General features: G+C 45.1%; 16 protein-coding genes and 1 pseudogene. 3 read left to right on the forward strand and 14 right to left on the reverse strand.

Annotated features, from left to right (window positions below; translation table 11 throughout):
- Positions 1-216 precede the first annotated feature (216 nt).
- The 12 genes and pseudogenes from AACT52_RS15075 to AACT52_RS15130 all read right to left on the reverse strand — a co-directional run.
- On the reverse strand, positions 217-813 hold the full coding sequence (locus AACT52_RS15075) for a cytochrome c oxidase subunit 3 (protein ID WP_073631832.1): 597 nt from the start codon (positions 811-813) through the stop codon (positions 217-219).
- 379 nt (positions 814-1,192) lie between these two features.
- Entirely contained in the window at positions 1,193-3,073 is a 1,881-nt protein-coding gene (locus AACT52_RS15080) for a protease pro-enzyme activation domain-containing protein (protein WP_073631834.1), read from the reverse strand.
- A gap of 324 nt (positions 3,074-3,397) precedes the next feature.
- Positions 3,398-3,595, reverse strand: a complete 198-nt coding sequence (locus tag AACT52_RS15085; RefSeq protein ID WP_073631836.1) for a hypothetical protein — start codon at positions 3,593-3,595, stop codon at positions 3,398-3,400.
- Positions 3,592-4,059 (reverse strand): hypothetical protein, encoded by a 468-nt coding sequence (locus AACT52_RS15090; RefSeq protein WP_073631838.1) that lies wholly within the window; start codon positions 4,057-4,059, stop codon positions 3,592-3,594. The genes AACT52_RS15085 and AACT52_RS15090 overlap by 4 nt, the downstream gene beginning before the upstream one ends.
- Positions 4,060-4,071: 12 nt before the next feature.
- Entirely contained in the window at positions 4,072-5,724 is a 1,653-nt protein-coding gene (locus AACT52_RS15095) for a cytochrome c oxidase subunit I (protein WP_073631840.1), read from the reverse strand.
- A gap of 400 nt (positions 5,725-6,124) precedes the next feature.
- Positions 6,125-7,024, reverse strand: coding sequence for a cytochrome c oxidase subunit II (locus tag AACT52_RS15100; RefSeq protein WP_073631842.1), 900 nt, complete (start codon positions 7,022-7,024; stop codon positions 6,125-6,127).
- A 10-nt stretch (positions 7,025-7,034) separates the two neighbouring features.
- The gene (locus tag AACT52_RS15105; protein WP_073631844.1) at positions 7,035-7,652 is read right to left on the reverse strand and encodes a DUF2231 domain-containing protein; all 618 of its coding nucleotides are present in this window, start codon (positions 7,650-7,652) and stop codon (positions 7,035-7,037) included.
- Positions 7,649-8,143: a DUF2231 domain-containing protein gene (locus AACT52_RS15110; RefSeq protein WP_073631846.1), complete on the reverse strand. Its 495-nt coding sequence runs from the start codon at positions 8,141-8,143 to the stop codon at positions 7,649-7,651. The genes AACT52_RS15105 and AACT52_RS15110 overlap by 4 nt, the downstream gene beginning before the upstream one ends.
- A 21-nt stretch (positions 8,144-8,164) precedes the next feature.
- Positions 8,165-9,622 carry an NAD(P)/FAD-dependent oxidoreductase gene (locus AACT52_RS15115; protein ID WP_073631848.1) on the reverse strand — a complete coding sequence of 486 codons (1,458 nt, stop codon included), beginning with the start codon at positions 9,620-9,622 and terminating at the stop codon, positions 8,165-8,167.
- 263 nt (positions 9,623-9,885) lie between these two features.
- Positions 9,886-10,848, reverse strand: a complete 963-nt coding sequence (locus AACT52_RS15120) for a heme o synthase (RefSeq protein WP_073631850.1) — start codon at positions 10,846-10,848, stop codon at positions 9,886-9,888.
- A 217-nt stretch (positions 10,849-11,065) separates the two neighbouring features.
- Positions 11,066-11,605, reverse strand: a complete 540-nt coding sequence (locus AACT52_RS15125; protein ID WP_073631853.1) for a general stress protein — start codon at positions 11,603-11,605, stop codon at positions 11,066-11,068.
- A 68-nt stretch (positions 11,606-11,673) separates the two neighbouring features.
- A pseudogene (locus tag AACT52_RS15130) lies at positions 11,674-11,868 on the reverse strand (response regulator transcription factor); the annotation flags it as partial.
- Positions 11,869-13,237: 1,369 nt separating this feature from the next.
- Between AACT52_RS15130 and AACT52_RS15135 the strand changes: the two are divergent.
- The gene (locus AACT52_RS15135; protein WP_073631857.1) at positions 13,238-13,480 is read left to right on the forward strand and encodes a hypothetical protein; all 243 of its coding nucleotides are present in this window, start codon (positions 13,238-13,240) and stop codon (positions 13,478-13,480) included.
- Here AACT52_RS15135 and AACT52_RS15140 read toward each other — a convergent pair.
- A complete protein-coding gene (locus AACT52_RS15140) occupies positions 13,477-13,818 on the reverse strand; it encodes a helix-turn-helix domain-containing protein (RefSeq protein ID WP_073631859.1) in 342 nt (113 codons plus the stop codon). The two genes, AACT52_RS15135 and AACT52_RS15140, sit on opposite strands and share 4 nt — an antisense overlap.
- A gap of 100 nt (positions 13,819-13,918) precedes the next feature.
- On the opposite strand from AACT52_RS15140, the gene AACT52_RS15145 reads away from it, so the two are divergent.
- Positions 13,919-14,098 carry a hypothetical protein gene (locus AACT52_RS15145; protein ID WP_073631861.1) on the forward strand — a complete coding sequence of 60 codons (180 nt, stop codon included), beginning with the start codon at positions 13,919-13,921 and terminating at the stop codon, positions 14,096-14,098.
- 321 nt (positions 14,099-14,419) lie between these two features.
- Here AACT52_RS15145 and AACT52_RS15150 read toward each other — a convergent pair whose 3' ends face one another.
- Positions 14,420-14,578 carry a hypothetical protein gene (locus AACT52_RS15150; protein ID WP_158054647.1) on the reverse strand — a complete coding sequence of 53 codons (159 nt, stop codon included), beginning with the start codon at positions 14,576-14,578 and terminating at the stop codon, positions 14,420-14,422.
- A gap of 900 nt (positions 14,579-15,478) precedes the next feature.
- On the opposite strand from AACT52_RS15150, the gene AACT52_RS15155 reads away from it, so the two are divergent.
- On the forward strand, positions 15,479-15,973 hold the full coding sequence (locus AACT52_RS15155) for a transposase (RefSeq protein WP_143172797.1): 495 nt from the start codon (positions 15,479-15,481) through the stop codon (positions 15,971-15,973).
- Positions 15,974-16,085 lie beyond the last annotated feature (112 nt).

A 16,085-nucleotide genomic window follows, 5' to 3' on the forward strand; every position in this document is an offset into this window, starting at 1 on the left:
CACTCGCTCAAATCAATGGTTGATAAGCCTTCTGGAAAAGTTTTCGGTCTACTGAATTTAAGCTCATTGTGAGTAATATAAGATACTGCTGAAGATAGCTATACTAATTCTCTGTAACAAAGCGCTTAATAATTACCCCCGCCTTTAGCGTCCCCCCGATGCCTTGGGGGGACTACAGGGGGGTCGAATTAAGCTCAACTTCATAGAGAATTGGTACTACCAGATGTAAAGCAACAGAAACAAGATAATCCAAATAACATCAACAAAGTGCCAGAACAGGGAGACTGCACTGACACCTTGATGACCCGCGTTGTAATTGCCGGGAACGAGGGAGCGTCCATACATATACAGCAGCAAAACTACGCCAATGAAGACGTGCAGCCCATGAAAACCACTCAGCAGATAGAAGGTTGCACCTGCCAGCCCTTCATCCAGTCCAAAGGGCATGTTGCGCCATTCAATCACCTGTCCAATCAGAAAAATTACACCCAATGCAGCAGTCACTAACCACAGACGACGAAATTTAACCAGCTTGTAACGAGCGAGCGATTGCTCTGCAAAATAGATCACGATACTACTGGACACTAGAATGACGGTGTTAATTGCTGCTCTAGGAATGTCTAATCCAGAAACTCCTGGTGGAAACCAAGTTGGGTTTTGCCAGCGAAGCAGCGCATAAGTGACAAAAAAGCTGATAAAGATGATGCTCTCCGATAGGAGGAATACGGGAAATCCAAATGCAAGATTATCCCGTTCGGAGATTGAGCGAATGTTTTCTGGGGATGAATTCCCTGGATTGAGCGGGCTTTGCATCACTAACTCCTGAGATGAAGTTGATCGAGACATCTAAAGGTTCTTGTCCACTTTTAGGGAAAACGAGGGCGATCGCGACTCATACCAATTTCCTTTTCAAACGCTATACTTTGACCCCCCCAACAGGGCTTGCCAAGCTTTCAAGAAGCATAACTGCCAAGCCTCTTGACAAAATACTACTCATCCTTCTTGATAAAACCTAGAGTTTATTGACAATTAATCGTGAAGGAATGGGGTTTGCTACTGGGAGAGCGATCGCTCTCCCAAATGTTAAGAAAGATGCGACTAATGCATAGCTCGCAAAGAAGGGGGTTTTATTAGTTAGGCGTCAATTCCTGCTTCTTGAGAAAGTCCTGAGCCTTGGAACATCAGAACTCATTTACTCATAGGTAAGCTGTCCATTGTTGTTGCTAATTCTTTTCAAGGTAATCGAAGTTTGGTGAACATTGCCCTTGATATCGGCACACTGAGCAGACAGGACATCTCCATTAATCGAGATGTTGGTGCAACTGTTCTGAAAGGTACTGGGACTATTCAGGTTGGCTTGTACTAGCTGTCCATTTTCGTTGCTGATTCCCATCAAGGTGAGTTGCGTGGAATTACTCTTACCATTTTTATCGGCACAAGCAGCGGATAAGACATCTCCATTAATTGAGATGTTGGTACAACTGTTCTGAAACCTACTGTCGTCCGACGATTGCCCCAGTGCTAAGAGTGCCTGTAACAACTGCGTACCGTTAGGCGAACCCCATCCCGTGCAGGCATCCCAACCAGGACGAGCTTGGTAGGCTCCATTGTTGCCACTGGTGATGTTATTGAGCAGGTTTTGTTGGGCGAGTTGCTGATAAAGGATAGGGTTGAGATAGCCGACGGGTTTGCCCAGTCTCTGGTTAATCAAGGCAATTAGCCCTGCCCACAGAGGTGCAACTCCACTGGTACCACCAATCCTTTGTGGTTGTCCGTTAACTGAAATTTTAAAACCACTGCGGGGATCGGCATCTCCTGCCACATCGGGAACGCCCCGTCCTACCCGACCCCCCGGATTGGCTGATGGCGGTATATTGGCTCCAGCTTGCCAGGAGGGCAGGTCGAAAAGATCGCTCACACCGCCCCCGGTAGCTCCTCCATCTGGATTGTGCCAAACCACTTCACTGGCGATCGCGTTTTCAGAAGATTGAAGCGTGGTGCCACCACAAGCCAGGACATAGGGGCTGGATGCTGGGAAGTCAACATGCGCTTTACCGTCATTAACGCGATCGTTAGAGCCGTCATCACCGGAAGCAACGCAGATAGTTACACCCAGCAGGGCAGCCGCTTGGCACGCTTGATTGAGAGTCTGCTCGTACTGCGTAAGTTCAGGCGGTTCTGCCCCACCCCAACTAATTGAAATGATCGAGGGCTGGTTATCGGTGTCGTGGATAGCCTTTGTGATGGCATTAATAAATCCCTGACTATTATTTGGGGCGAAGTAGACAGCAAGTTTTGCACCGGGCGCAACTGCACCAGCGACTTGAATGTCGAGACAAACCTCGCTGTCAGCGTCGTTACCAGGACTATTTTGTCCACCATCAACTGACACGTTTACTAGGGTTGGCGGCTGGATACCCAGCTGAGTGAAATACTGTGCCATAGCGTTATCATCGTAACCACCACCCAGTTCAATAATGGCGATGCACTGACCGCTTCCATTGAGATTGGTTGGGAAGTTGTATAGCTGAGCAACCTGTGGCGGCGTATAAGTTTCCAAATCTTGTGGGCTCGCGGCAGCCTCACGCAGGCGAAAGCGGGGCTGAGCGACGGGACGATTATCTAGGCCCATTACAGCCTGAACAATGGGAGCCAGTTCAGTTGGGATATGGATTTCACCTTCGCGACCTCGGTAGTTGCCCTCAGGATGTTCGTAGTGGTTCAGCTCGACCCCAAATGCAGCACTCATCGCTGCCGCTGTACCAGCCAGTTTAACCAGTTGGCGGACAACACTGATTTTAACGACAGTCAAATCATGCTGTTGTGCAAACTCCTTGACTTTAGCGATATCTTCGGGATCAGCTCCGTGCTTCTGCTCGTACTCCTCCCGACTGAGCAGTTGCCGTTGGTGAGGAGCACCGATCGCATTCGATAAATCCAGTGGAGAGGGTTGTCGCAAATAGAGGCTCACTTCAATGCGCTCGTTTGGGTCAACTGGAGCAATCTGGCGTGAATCAGGTCGTATAGTGAGTTTGCTGCCAGTAAGTGGAACAGAGTTGGAAAGGGTTGACATATGATTCTCCAAGGTATCTTTCTTATGAGTGAATAATTGCTACCGCAGTAAGTTCAACCTTCCTCTCAGTTGCAGTAGCGAAACCGGAGGACGGCTAGGGCGTGTTTTCAAACTTCTCCGTCAGAGTCAGATCCCCCCAGCCCCCCTTAAAAAAGGGGGAGAATTCAGCCAAAGTCCCCCTTTTTAAGCCGGAGATGAGAGTGAGGAGATTTAGGGGGAATGCCTGCGGCACGTTATGCGATCGCCAATGTGTTACTTTCTTTCTCGGAATCGCTATTAAACAGTGGCATAGACTTTTGCCAATTGTTATACCAATTAGCTTTTTCAATAAGGTAAAGAGAAGAGAAGGCAATCGTCAAAAAAGTTAAGTAATTTGAAGCTCGAACCCACAACCCACACAGCGTAGCCGTTGTGGATTGTTAAGAAAGATGCGACTAAGGCATAGCTTGTCAAGGGGGGAGCCAGAAAAGTATCTGTAGCAAGCATTGAGGAAATTGCTATCACTTCGATGTATTGTTTCATCGATTGGATAGTCGCTCAAATGTATATAACTGTGAGTGACCCGTTCTAGTTGGGGCTGAGATGACAAATCGCCTCACCCCTTGCTCCCACTCTGCGGTTCCATCAACGGTGTAAGGACTAGCAGTTCCAAACTGGTTAAGGCTGCTGGGTGGAGGGGTGAAAACCATATGAAACGTACTTCCGCGATGGTAGCCGCTAATTTGAGCAAAGTTCTCACCATCGTTGGACTTCAAACTTCCGTACAGTTTGCCGGAAGGATCAATAAATACGAGTATCTGCCCCTGAGAACCGACAGTACGGAAGGTTCCTGTCCAACTGCCCCGATAGGGAAGTACATAGTCTTGAGAGGGATTTCGTTGAGCTTGGCTAACTGGAAGCGCGAAGAGGGGCTGTGATCGCAACCGTCCAATCATGCCAATTGTTAACGTTCCAGCAATCAATCGTTTTATTGTTCCTGTCTTCATGACTGCTTCTCTCTAAATAGACGATTGCTCGACAGTCAAGCGGTGAGGTTCTCCGTAACCATAAGGCTCCGAGGTCACGGTTGGAATTTCTTCAAAATTTTCGCTCGGCGGCGGTGAGGAGGTTGTCCACTCTAATCCAGTGGCATTCCAAGGATTATTAGGCGATTTGCGTCCCTGCAACCAAGAACTTACTATATTGGCAATAAAGGGTAAGGTAGACATGCCTAATAAGAAAGCTCCCAAGCTGGCAACTACATTCCATCCCGTGTACTGCGGGTCGTAGGAAGAAATGCGGCGCACCATTCCCTGTAAGCCGACTGGGTGCATTGGAAAGAAGTTGAGGTTCGCTCCAATAAAGGTGAGCCAGAAGTGGAGCTTGCCCCACCCCTCGGAATACATGCGTCCGGTAATTTTTGGGAACCAGAAGTAGATTCCAGCGTATAACGCCATCGTTACGGTATTGAAAACTACATAGTGAAAGTGCCCCACTACAAAGTAAGTATTGTTGACGTGAATATCAAAGGGTACTGCAGCCAGCATTACCCCAGTAATGCCTGCAAACAGAAACATGGCGACACCGCCTAAAGCAAATAGCATTGGGGTCTTGAAATGCAGTTTGCCTCGCCAAATTGTCGCAGTCCAGGCAAACACTTTGATTCCCGTCGGTACTGACACGAGCATTGACGTTGCCATAAACAACATTCGCATCCAGCCGGGTGTGGCGCTGGCAAACATATGATGCACCCAAACGAGAGTGCTGACAAAAGCGATAAGCAGCGAGGAAATAGCGACGGTCTTATAACCAAACAGTGGTTTGCGGGCAAAGGCAGGAAGAACTTCTGAGAAGACTCCAAACGCAGGCAACGCCATAACGTACACAGCAGGATGAGAGTAAAACCAGAACAAGTGCTGGTAGATCACCGGATCACCCTGCTTGAAGGGGGTGAAAAAGTTTGTGCCAAAGGAGAGGTCGAACAGCAACATAATAGCTGCACCCGTGAGGGCTGGCAGGCAAAACAATTGCAACAGTTGAGCACTGAAAGTCGTCCAAACATAAACCGGCATCCGAAGGAAGGTCATCCCTGGTGCTCGCATTTGAACAATCGTCGTGATCAAGTTCACACCGCCCATGATGGAGGATACCCCAGAGATTGCGATTGCTAGTAACCAGATGAATTCCCCGTTGATCAAGTGACCAGAGGGATTTTGGATGCTAACAGGAGGATAAGACCACCAACCAGCCTGAGCCGTGCCACTGGGTAAGAAAAAGCTGAACAACAGCAAGACCCCCACAACCGGGATCAGCCAAAAGGCGATCGCATTCAGTACCGGAAAGGCAGTCTCTCGCGCCCCAATCATCAGTGGCACCAAATAGTTCGCCAATCCCACATTTGCCGGAATGATCCACAGAAAGATCATAATTGTGCCGTGCATCGTGAACAGTCCGTTGTAAAGCGAGCGATCGACGACATCTAATTGCGGGGTGAGCAGTTCTGCACGAACAATCATGGCGAATAAGCCGCCAATCAGGAAGAAGATAAATGCTGTGACTAAATACTGAACACCAATCACCTTATGGTCGGTGCTAAAGCTGAAGTAGCGCTTCCAACCAGTCTGTCCAAGCTTGAGCGGGTCTTCAGCACCTGCAACAGAAATGTTTGTCATTAATTACCTTCTTAGTATAGTGTTGAGTTTTGAATTTTGGATTGTAAAAATTGAATCGGGGCAGGTTGAGCAAGAGATTTTGTGAGACTGCAAGAGGGTTGTCAAATCCTGACTGATATCATGTCCAATTAAATAACCTACTAAGTACAAGATCGCACAAGTTCGTAGCGTTATAATTCGTTGTTGCGCTGTCTATGCCTGCGGCACGCCTAGCGGCGAACGCGCTTAGCGCAACGACAAGCCGTTTATTGCGATACGGATTTATGAAATGCAGTACTAAGTTTGTAGTGAGGACAAAAGTCCTCTTCCTTTGAAAACAAGGACTCAAATCGTTACTACATATAAGTTTTATTATGGGTAACTTGGCGCACATAACATGATATGATAAAATGTTGCGGAATTATTGAGCAAAATTCACAACGGGAGGCTGAGCAGGCGGAACAGTACGCCAATTGCTCCGCAGCGGTATTCCCGGAGGTTGAGTATGTTCAGACGTTGCTGGATTCACTGCTGGGACAGGCGGACGGGTGGCAGCTTGGGCTAGCCATTGGCTGTAACGTTCAGGAGAATCGACATACACGTTTGCTTCCATCAGAGCAAAATAAGTGCCACTGAATTGAGAGTCGTGCAGTTGATATTGACCGACACGATTGGGGGTGAACTTTAACTCGATCGTCCGGTTCGGAATGATGTCTTGCTTTATTCGGAAATTGGGTACAAAAAAGCCGTGCACTACATCCTCAGACTGCAACATTAAATGAACTGGCTGGTTGACTGGAAGATGTAACTCCGTACTAGTGACATTCTGGCTGGGATAGCGGAACGACCAAGACCACTGTTTTGCGATGACCTCAATCTGTTCACTGGGCTGCATATCGCTACTGCCCGTCTCAGCATAGGCGGGGGCTTCTAGGAGGTGCAGATGAACCAGTGGCAAGGCACCAAGAGTGTTCATGCGCTGGTAAATGTTGTAGCTGTAGCTTGCAATCCATATCACTAGTAGAATTGGAATCACCGTCCAGGTAATTTCCAACTTCAAATTGCCGCGGATGGCAGGTGCATCGCTGGTATCGCTGCTGGCGGCTCGGTAGAACAGAATAGAATAGAGCAGCATCCCCAATACACCCAGGAAGACGATCGCTCCGAGTTTGACCAGGAAACTAAACAAATGACCAACTGGTTCTGCTTCTTTTGCTGCTGCGATCGGAAGCCAATGATACGCTTGCTGTCCCATTGCATGACTGGCAAGAATGATCACGCCAACAAAAATAGCTAATAGTGCAATGTTAAAGGTTCGCATAATCAAACGTTTAGGGTTGGAGGACTTGATTGGGGTTTTCGCGTTGCCGAATCAGATAAGCAGCCGTATTATGCACGCCAAACTCGGCTCCCAATTGCGCCCCCAATGTCCCGTGAACGAACATGTATCCCAAAATGAAAATTCCTGCCAGCAGGTAACTCCACTGCACTTGCTGAAGATTGGTTTTGCGCCAGCGAAAGCGCTGGTATCCTCGCCAAATCGTCATTCCCACGATCATGGTTAGTAATAACACTCCACCTACGCCATGCAACAGCATGGTTGTACCCGCACCCAATCCCCAAGCGCTATTCATATCCGTGGGGGGTTCTGCCAGCAAGATCTCGAAAAAGCCTGCCGCCACAGTAAAAAACGAAATCACAGATGCTGCAACAGCGTTGTACCACGCTACATCAAAAAAGTTAGACCGACTAACTGGCATTGAGAAGAACTTCAGAATTTGTCGTTCTAACGGAAAGAACGTACCTGCGAAATCAAACGCGATCGCGATAATGAACAAACCCAACGTTAGATGCACGAAGTTGGGATGTAGTGGAAATCGATACGGCAATCCGTTTGCCCCTAATTCAATTCCCAATTGCTTAAGTTGTTCAATCAATTGTGGATTCATTTTATGAGTCCTTGTTTTATTGCTTCCACCACAGGCACCGTATGGAGTCCATACACCCAATCCACTAAATTACCCAGATAAATTTGCAAACAGACGAGACACATCAAAAATGTGGCTGCACCCAGGTAAACTACAGGCACCTTTAGCGGATCACGAACCCGAACGATGCCGCGCCAAGCCGTGATGGCAACGAGAATGGCTGAAATTGACCAACCATTCACTGTGTGCCAATTTAATGCGGGTTGGGCAGCAGCATAGGGTTGTGCCAATGCTGCTTCAAATTCACCAAAAATAACGGCAACAAAAACAGCAACTGATGCAACAACCAGGTTCCACCAACTCACTTCAAACATCCGGTGGTTGCGGCTAAGATATCCGGCGATGTCACAAAAATAGGCAAAAAATACCATTGCAATCACAAAGTGAACAACGACCGGATGTATCGTATCCGGATAAGGGAGATTTTGGTCATTCAATGGCGGCAGAGGCATCGCGTTCTCCTGGTTATAGTGCTATGGGGTTGGTTGCGTAGTTGAGTTCATCTGCGGTTGCCTAATCTGTTCGGATGGTGGAGTTCGTAAGCCCAAATAGGCAGCAATCAGAAAAGCGATCGGGGCTAGAATCGCCAGCGCTTTCACTAGTGATCGATTTCGTTGCTCACTAGCAGAGAGAGGAGGCTGTTTTGCAGCGGTTTGCGAAACCAGGTTGGGTCGGTGGTAACGATGGAAGATTTCTTCCTTAAGCCATTCGGTTGTTGCCTTAAAGTCATGTAACGGGGTAGGCAGCATTTCCAAATACGTCACGTTGCGAATGATATCACCAGGTTTGCCAGTAATCTGCACTTTGTCAAACAGATTCGCCACACCATTGCTCATACCCAATTTCATTAGAGTTCCCCGCAAATTCACATGGGCTGGGCTAGGCGATGCACCTTTGGTAAGAGCAATGAGATTGTGGGCAATGCTTGCGCCTTGCTGATATGCCACCTGTGCCAGAGCAGGTTGTCGCTGTTGCTGCACATCTGCACAATCTCCTGCTGCAAACACCTCTGGAAAATCTAGCAGTTGCAGGGTTGGGGTTACAAGCGGTAAACCATGCTGATCCAAATGACCTGCGCTTATCTGAGTACTGAGGCTTTGGATCAGTGGATTTGTTGCCGTACCTGCTGTCCAGATGGTCGTTTGCGTTAATAAAGTATTTATTTCTGAGCTATTGGCAGGCTGATACTCCAGACGATCGGGATGAACCGCTTTCACTCCCACACCCAAAACTAGCTCAACCAGTACAGTTCGGGTTTTAAAAGCCTGTAACGCTAACTCCTTTAGGGAGGCGTTGACATCCCCGGAGAGAATGGTCTTGCCGTGATTAATCAAGACAATGCGAATCTCATGAATATTACCGCCGAGTTGGGCGTACCAGTAAGGCAACAGATCCGCTAGCGTTGCTGCCATTTCTACACCTGTTGGACCTGCCCCAACAACGGCAAATGTCAAGAGCGATCGCCGTTGCTGTTCGTCCTTCGTTTGGCTAGCGTGCAGCAAGCAATCCCGTAACTGCCGTTCTAAAGCTAACGCATTCTCTCGCGTCCGAAATGCGAATGCGTTCTCTTGCGCTCCTTCCGTTCCCAGATAGCCCTGAATACTGCCGACTGCTAATACAAGGTAATTGTAGGTGTAGTCTAAGCCACAGGCTAAATGAACGCGTTTTTCTTGTAAGTCGATTGCTGCTACTTTGTCCTGGACAAAGTTGATACCGCTGCCTTGCAGCAATTCTTCATAAGTTGGACAGATTGTATCGTCTGGCAGTTCACCCGTTAGTAGCTCATACAGCATAGGCTTGAAAACAAACCGCTCCTGCGGATCAATCAGGGTGATTGAACGAAAATCATGCTGATGACGCAGATGCAAAGCCGTGAAAAGACCCGTAAAACCAGCTCCGACAATAATCGTAGGGTGAGTCGAGGAATTCATTTTACGAAAGGGAAAGTAAACAACAGCGAGTAATTTAATCGACTTCTTGCATTGATTCAAAAAAAAGAATAATTAACCACAGATGGACACAGATGGAAGTTACATTCCGCAATCTTGTCTCATGAATAGCTTAGCAATGTAACTCTCTTGTCGCGTTCAATCAAAAAAGCAGAAATTTATGTATGCTGCTTAATGATGTAAGAATCTTATCGAACCCAAATTCAGATTTGTATTATCCACACCTGAATTTAATAAATTGATAGTTAAGAAATTGTGTTAAATATGTCAGAAGTAATGGGTAAACAATCGATGATGATTCCAATCGATAGCAGCATTATGTAAAGAATGGAGTACTTGAACAGCGCTCGTGCTAACTCCAGATTTGAGGGAAACTGCATTAACAACCAGGCTTTATGAACAAAAATGCCACCAAGAACGAGCGCAACAATTGGATACAGCAAATTCATAACATGGAGCGGATAGGCAAGCAGTAAGGTTACTGGAATGAGGATTAAAGTATAGGCAAAAATTTGTCGAGTCGTGGTTTCATTCCCTGCAACCACGGGCAACATGGGAACATTAACTTTGGCATAATCATCTTGAATCATCATTGCCAATGCCCAGAAATGAGGAGGTGTCCATAGAAACACGATCGCAAACAAGCACCACGCTGCCCAACTCAAATCACCTGTTATTGCTGCCCACCCAACCAGAGGCGGAATTGCCCCTGCGGCTCCTCCAATAACGATGTTTTGGGAGTGATGCCGTTTCAACCAGTGGGTGTAGACTAATACATAAACGAGAATTCCTACCATTGCTAAGCTAGCACTCAACAAGTTAGCAAAGACAGCCAGCAGCGTAAACGAAATCAGTGTGAGCGCGATCGCAAACAGTAATGCGTGATGAGGTTGTATCCGACCCGACGGAAGCGGACGATGACGGGTTCGTTCCATCGCGAAATCAATATCGCGATCATAAAGACAGTTTATTGTATTTGCTGCTCCTGCGGCACAAGCACCACTCACTAACGCGATCAATAGAAGCCAGGGAGCGACGTGCCCTTTTGCTGCCATTTCCATACTGGCAGCCATCGTGATCAGTAACAATAAGATGATGCGAGGCTTTGTAAGCTGAACATAACTTTGAATAACTTGCCAAGTACTTTGATGGTAAGGAGTCGTGGAATTAAAAGTAAGGGTTGAAGTAAATACTGTGTCGAGCTTCATGAGAGTTCCTCTAAGGAGACGTTTGCAGTCGATTCCGTTGTATCCAAAACGCAACAACTACTTTATACAAGACATCGTTGTGTGGTCGCTGCCCTCACTAAGTACAGGCATTGCATAAGTTCGTAACTTTTTTAAACGCACCAGGTAGCGGAGGAACGTGCAAAGAGACGCAGAGTATCGCCAAATTTAATCTGCTACAAATTAATGAAATGCTGTACTAAGCAACAACTGTTTGATTAACTTCATGACCTGCATTTTGTAGAATCTGTTGCACTTGATTGATTTCCTCATCTGTACCTGACACAATGACCATAAACTTGCCTGCTTTGATTTGTGTCTCGTACTTTAGGGCTTTCTCCTTTGGGATTCCCAATCCTACAAGGGCACCTACCAGTCCCCCAGCAACGGCAGCTCCAACACCACCCACAACCATACCTTCGAGCCAACCTGCCAGCACTCCAGCAACATGCCCAGCAACAATCACAGGACCCACTCCCGGAATAAAGAGCAAGCCGACACCTGTGAGAATGCCGAATAGTCCACCAAAAAAGCTACCCCAGTAGCCTCCTTCTCCAGCTCCAGCTTTAGCAATATCTTTCCAAGTTAAAAAGCCACGGATATGCTCAGTGGTTTGATAGTCTTTACCGATAATCGAAATCTTTTGCATGTCGAAGCCAGCTTTTTGAAGTTCTAACACGGCAGCTTCTGCCTCAACATGGGATGGAAAAATGTTCACAGCTTCATGCTTGTCTGACATGGCTTTATCTCCTTAAGAAATACAAACTGTAAAGATCATGACCGCTTTCAAACCCATCATCGTCCTGTTTAGTGGACAAGATCACAGCGGAGTGCCCGAATTGCTGCCTGAGTACGATCGCTCACATAGAGCTTCTTCAGAATCTTGCGAATATGGGCTTTTACCGTAGCTACAGCGATATAAAGCTTCCGGGCGATCATAATATTGTTATGCCCGTCAACAATCAGTTTTAACACCTCTAACTGCCTAGCAGTCAAAGGTTCAATAGGAATGATATCCGTGTACTCTGGCTCGACTACGCGAATCGAGTTCGTCTTGACGTGGTTGATGCCGTCAGTTTGAAAAGCATAAGCTTGTTGAAGCAACTCAACAACCTCTTGTGCGACAGCAGTGAGTGCATGATTAACAGAGGAATCGCCAAAAAAATCAATCTGAGATGGAACCCTTAGGTACTCAAAATCATCTTTAATCAGTAATGGAATGGATGCCATAAAACTATCCTCCGTGAGGCAAACTTAGCTCTTACAACTAAATTGCTATCAATTTTTGCATGAATTCAATATATGTAATCTGCTGTAAGTTGTCGTCCACTAAGAGTTGAAACTTTTGCACAATACACTGATTGATCAATCAGTCCATCTTAAAATGGAAATTTGGCTCCAACTAAAGTTTGAATCCAAATTCAAACCTTTATTAAAGTGATGAAACAGTGATAGTTGATTTTCTAACTAAGTAGGTCGGTGTAAATAATTAAAGGTATGTACAATACCTTGGCCAAAATTAAAGGGTTAGAGCTAGACAAAAAAGCTAAATTCTTCAAGGTCAAACGCTTTCGTTTTAATTCACAGTCTCGTACCTGTTGACGAGAACTTGTAAATCGACCCTTAATTTTTGTTTACACAGTTGCATTTACTTTTGTCCACCTACTTATTTTCGTCAAGCCACTTACAACAACCAACCACTTTCCCTCAATAGATTACTTGATCGGTCTCTAGTCGCGATACACGAACGCGTATCGTGCCGCTTTGCGACTCACTGTCAAGCCTTCGCCTTATCGGCAGCCCCAATCGGCTGAAACCCTTATTCTCTCCTGAAGTTTCAAAAATTTTCAGTCTACTGACAGTGAAAGCTGGTTGGCTGGAATCGCCTTAAACAAAATTGTCAGCACCGAGTGTAGGGTGTGATACCTCATACCGTTCACCCAACAACTGCATATACTGAATTATTTGCTTTTCTAAATAACGTCTTGATTTCATGAAAGCACTTTTTACTTCCCTACTTCCGCTCAGGATAGTAGAGGGAGTTTAAAAAGCGGCGTTTTCCCCTACAAAATAAGAAACAGGAGTCGTAGAGGAACAACTGATAAGGAAATTAAAAACAGCAAATCATTCTTGGGTTTTTTTCATAAAAAATATTTTATTTAGAAAACCTAACTTACAGCATAACAAGAACGTAACTTTAGATAAGTGTCAAAAATAACTGAACCTTGACAAATAAATAACTTTAAATCCACATCTATCTTTAGGTAGAGTGTTTCAGTACTTGTGCTTTTTGTAACTTAAAAATAGCCTGTGCAAAATAAGAATTAATGCACAGGCTATAAATCTACCAGTACAGCAGACTAAGATTACGATGCAAAGTAATAATTTTCAGGGTGCCGAAATCTACAATCCTTTTCAGGAATTATTTACCAACGAGCGCAGGCGCACTCTTAGGGAGTGCGTTTTCGTCTTTGTAGATACTGCTTTTACAGCAGGCTACACACAAAAAGAGGTGCTAGAAGCTTTCACAGATTGGTTTTTTCAAAATGATGAGGAGAAATTTGAAGAAGTCGTTAAATGCCTTGAACAAATTGTAGAAAGCAGCTACGACTAACATTCTCCACTTACCTCATCAACCAAAAGCTTAATCAAACGAACACGCTCCTTTTTGGATAACTGTCTGGCGGTAGGAAGTACATCCTCCGCCACTTTTGGTTTATGGGTTACCTCAGTTGCTTGTCCTCTGACTTCAGCGAGCAATTGCTCAAGGGTTTGTCCACGAGAAGTAGCGATCGCCTCTAAGTTTGCCAAATCTGGGATAACTTCTCCTCGTTCCCAGAGTTGTATAGTCACATAGCTTACGCCCAAATCCTTAGCAAACTTTCTCTGGCTTCTATCTCCCCTGGTTTTCTTGATAGCTTCTGCTAACTTATTTCGGGCGTCACCATCCATAAGCATCTTTCAATAATAAATCTCTATAATGACGTTGCACTTACTCTGATTTCAAGTTATAAATGTACTTATCAAGCGTGGTAAGTTCTTTTATTAGTATATGGCTAGAGTGACAGAAAGAGAAAGAATCAATGTAAACGTATACATTGACAGAACTGTAGCCCAAAGGTTACATCAGTTTGCCCAGCAACAAGCAATGTGGAAAGGTCGAGTTGTCGAAGCAGCCATTGTTGAATATCTCAACAAAGTAGAGCATCGAGCAAGCAGAACCTTTAATTAACCTTATAGAAGGAGTGATAACCAAATGGTTCATAATCGTCATTCAACCTAAGACAGATTTCTCTAAGAAAAAGCCTTGTAATCCCTCGTTCTTTCTAACCAACTAATAGCTTTAGTAACTAGTTGCTACAAACAGGCTTTGCTAGGTTTTAGCACTATCCAGCAACGATAAACAGACAACACTATGCATCTTCACATATTGTCTTTCGTTCGTCCAGTGTACCCTTTGCGCTTGCCTCCAAGCCCCCTTAGAATCAAGCACTTGCTTTGCCAAACTCTAAAAGGTAGAACTTACCCAATTTAGATCACACATGACAAGAAACTAGCCTGAAAGCCCCGTTTCTTGAAAGCGGGGAGAAAATTCATTGTCATAGACACACAACCTGTCTGCCACTTTTGTATGAGCGTGAATCGTTCCGCTCTTAGCCGAAGAAAACCAGCCAAGAAACTGACCTTTTGCACCAAAAAGAGTTGATGCCATTTCATAACTCAACATCAAACTCAAAGCCTTGAATTTAGCGAAAAAAGCCAATAAAATTATCTGACTTGATGGCGCAGATTTTTACTTAGCCTCTGTTTCTAGATCTAAGTGCAACATTCAGAAGAAATGTACTCACCTATTTTCTATATAAGAATGGACACTTTGACAGGTAAACTTGGCAATTTCATGCTTTCTTACCAAATAGTATAATGCCCAATTTTTTTGTTTTAATAGTGTCATAGATAGTCAGAAATATTAGCTTACTAACAAAAAAATTAAAATAGCGAGGAGGTGGTTAACCAATGTATCAATATCACCAATCTTTGTTAAACCTCAATGGTGAGTTAGAGGATGTCTGAGAAGTCAAAAATGTCATGCTGTTAGCGTAGCTCCTCGCAGAGCGAGGCACGGAGCGACAGCGCAGTGAACGCGAGGGCGTGCGCCAAGGGCGCTCAGCATCTCACAAATCCACGGTGAATAGGGATTCTGAGTCGCAAGGGGACACGCTTCGCACATGAAGGAGCCTGCGCTTTGCGCTTACGCTCCACTTCGTTACGTATGCGCCCTTGGCGCACGCTACGCGAACAGAATGACAAAATATACCTTATCCAATCTTTTCAGACATCCTCTTAGAAGCCGTACTTAATGACCGGAGATTAAAAAAGTTCTCTTGGCATTGATGCACAAATTATTAATTGGCTAATCTGTATTAGCAACGTTGGAACAAGCTTTATTATTGATAAGGGCAAAATGAAATCACAAAATCAACCATACAACAAACAGGTTGCAACTATTAAACACCCTAGACTTCAAGGTTTGTGGAGTGTTAGAAGTGCACGTATAACCTCGAAGCGTAATCACCACATGCGAGATACTCTTAACAAATCCGCAATGCTAGTCATGGACTACTGCCTGGAACATAATATTAAAGCGGAATTTTTTGGATGGAATAGAGGAAGTCAGCAAAACTCGAATTTAGCAACTAAAATCAATCAACCGTTTATGGAACTACTAACTGCAAGACTTAAAAACCATATCAAGCAACTGTGCGAGTTCTACGGGATGCAGTTTGTAGAAATTGACAAGACGTACATATCTCAACCATCATTCCTAAACACTTATCCACTGTCAAAATATGGTGAAAAACCCAAGAGCTTGGTATTTAAGGACAAACGAGTAAAACGCGGCATTTTCCGTACCAATGCAGGTACAGCTATTAACACTGGCGTCAACAAGACAGCTAACATTTTAACAAAGCTAGAGTTACAGCTAGGGCTTAATTTAGCTAAGCCTTCTAGAGCATTACTGATTGTACCTCCTAAACTTCATGTCTGGGAAACCAAAGTTAAAAAGCGGAGGGACATGACTGAAGCTGTACCCAAACGAACAGCTTAAATTTCCCTAGTCTTTAGTGAGAGAAGAAATCAATCACTTCTTTATTTAACTGTTTTCCTTAAAACAAGCAAAACATTCTTTCATTTGTGGGCTTCTAACCTGAAATTTTCAG

The organism is Scytonema sp. HK-05 (genome assembly GCF_963872035.1).
In the GTDB taxonomy this organism is placed as follows: domain Bacteria; phylum Cyanobacteriota; class Cyanobacteriia; order Cyanobacteriales; family Nostocaceae; genus Kalymmatonema.

Bases quoted from the DNA above. Each gene is read 5' to 3' on its own strand.
- AACT52_RS15075 (WP_073631832.1), bottom strand. From the start codon at position 813: ATGCAAAGCCCGCTCAATCCAGGGAATTCATCCCCAGAAAACATTCGC.
- AACT52_RS15080 (WP_073631834.1), bottom strand. From the start codon at position 3,073: ATGTCAACCCTTTCCAACTCTGTTCCACTTACTGGCAGCAAACTCACT.
- AACT52_RS15085 (WP_073631836.1), bottom strand. From the start codon at position 3,595: ATGAAACAATACATCGAAGTGATAGCAATTTCCTCAATGCTTGCTACA.
- AACT52_RS15090 (WP_073631838.1), bottom strand. From the start codon at position 4,059: ATGAAGACAGGAACAATAAAACGATTGATTGCTGGAACGTTAACAATT.
- AACT52_RS15095 (WP_073631840.1), bottom strand. From the start codon at position 5,724: ATGACAAACATTTCTGTTGCAGGTGCTGAAGACCCGCTCAAGCTTGGA.
- AACT52_RS15100 (WP_073631842.1), bottom strand. From the start codon at position 7,024: ATGCGAACCTTTAACATTGCACTATTAGCTATTTTTGTTGGCGTGATC.
- AACT52_RS15105 (WP_073631844.1), bottom strand. From the start codon at position 7,652: ATGAATCCACAATTGATTGAACAACTTAAGCAATTGGGAATTGAATTA.
- AACT52_RS15110 (WP_073631846.1), bottom strand. From the start codon at position 8,143: ATGCCTCTGCCGCCATTGAATGACCAAAATCTCCCTTATCCGGATACG.
- AACT52_RS15115 (WP_073631848.1), bottom strand. From the start codon at position 9,622: ATGAATTCCTCGACTCACCCTACGATTATTGTCGGAGCTGGTTTTACG.
- AACT52_RS15120 (WP_073631850.1), bottom strand. From the start codon at position 10,848: ATGAAGCTCGACACAGTATTTACTTCAACCCTTACTTTTAATTCCACG.
- AACT52_RS15125 (WP_073631853.1), bottom strand. From the start codon at position 11,605: ATGTCAGACAAGCATGAAGCTGTGAACATTTTTCCATCCCATGTTGAG.
- AACT52_RS15135 (WP_073631857.1), top strand. From the start codon at position 13,238: ATGCAAAGTAATAATTTTCAGGGTGCCGAAATCTACAATCCTTTTCAG.
- AACT52_RS15140 (WP_073631859.1), bottom strand. From the start codon at position 13,818: ATGGATGGTGACGCCCGAAATAAGTTAGCAGAAGCTATCAAGAAAACC.
- AACT52_RS15145 (WP_073631861.1), top strand. From the start codon at position 13,919: ATGGCTAGAGTGACAGAAAGAGAAAGAATCAATGTAAACGTATACATT.
- AACT52_RS15150 (WP_158054647.1), bottom strand. From the start codon at position 14,578: ATGGCATCAACTCTTTTTGGTGCAAAAGGTCAGTTTCTTGGCTGGTTT.
- AACT52_RS15155 (WP_143172797.1), top strand. From the start codon at position 15,479: ATGGACTACTGCCTGGAACATAATATTAAAGCGGAATTTTTTGGATGG.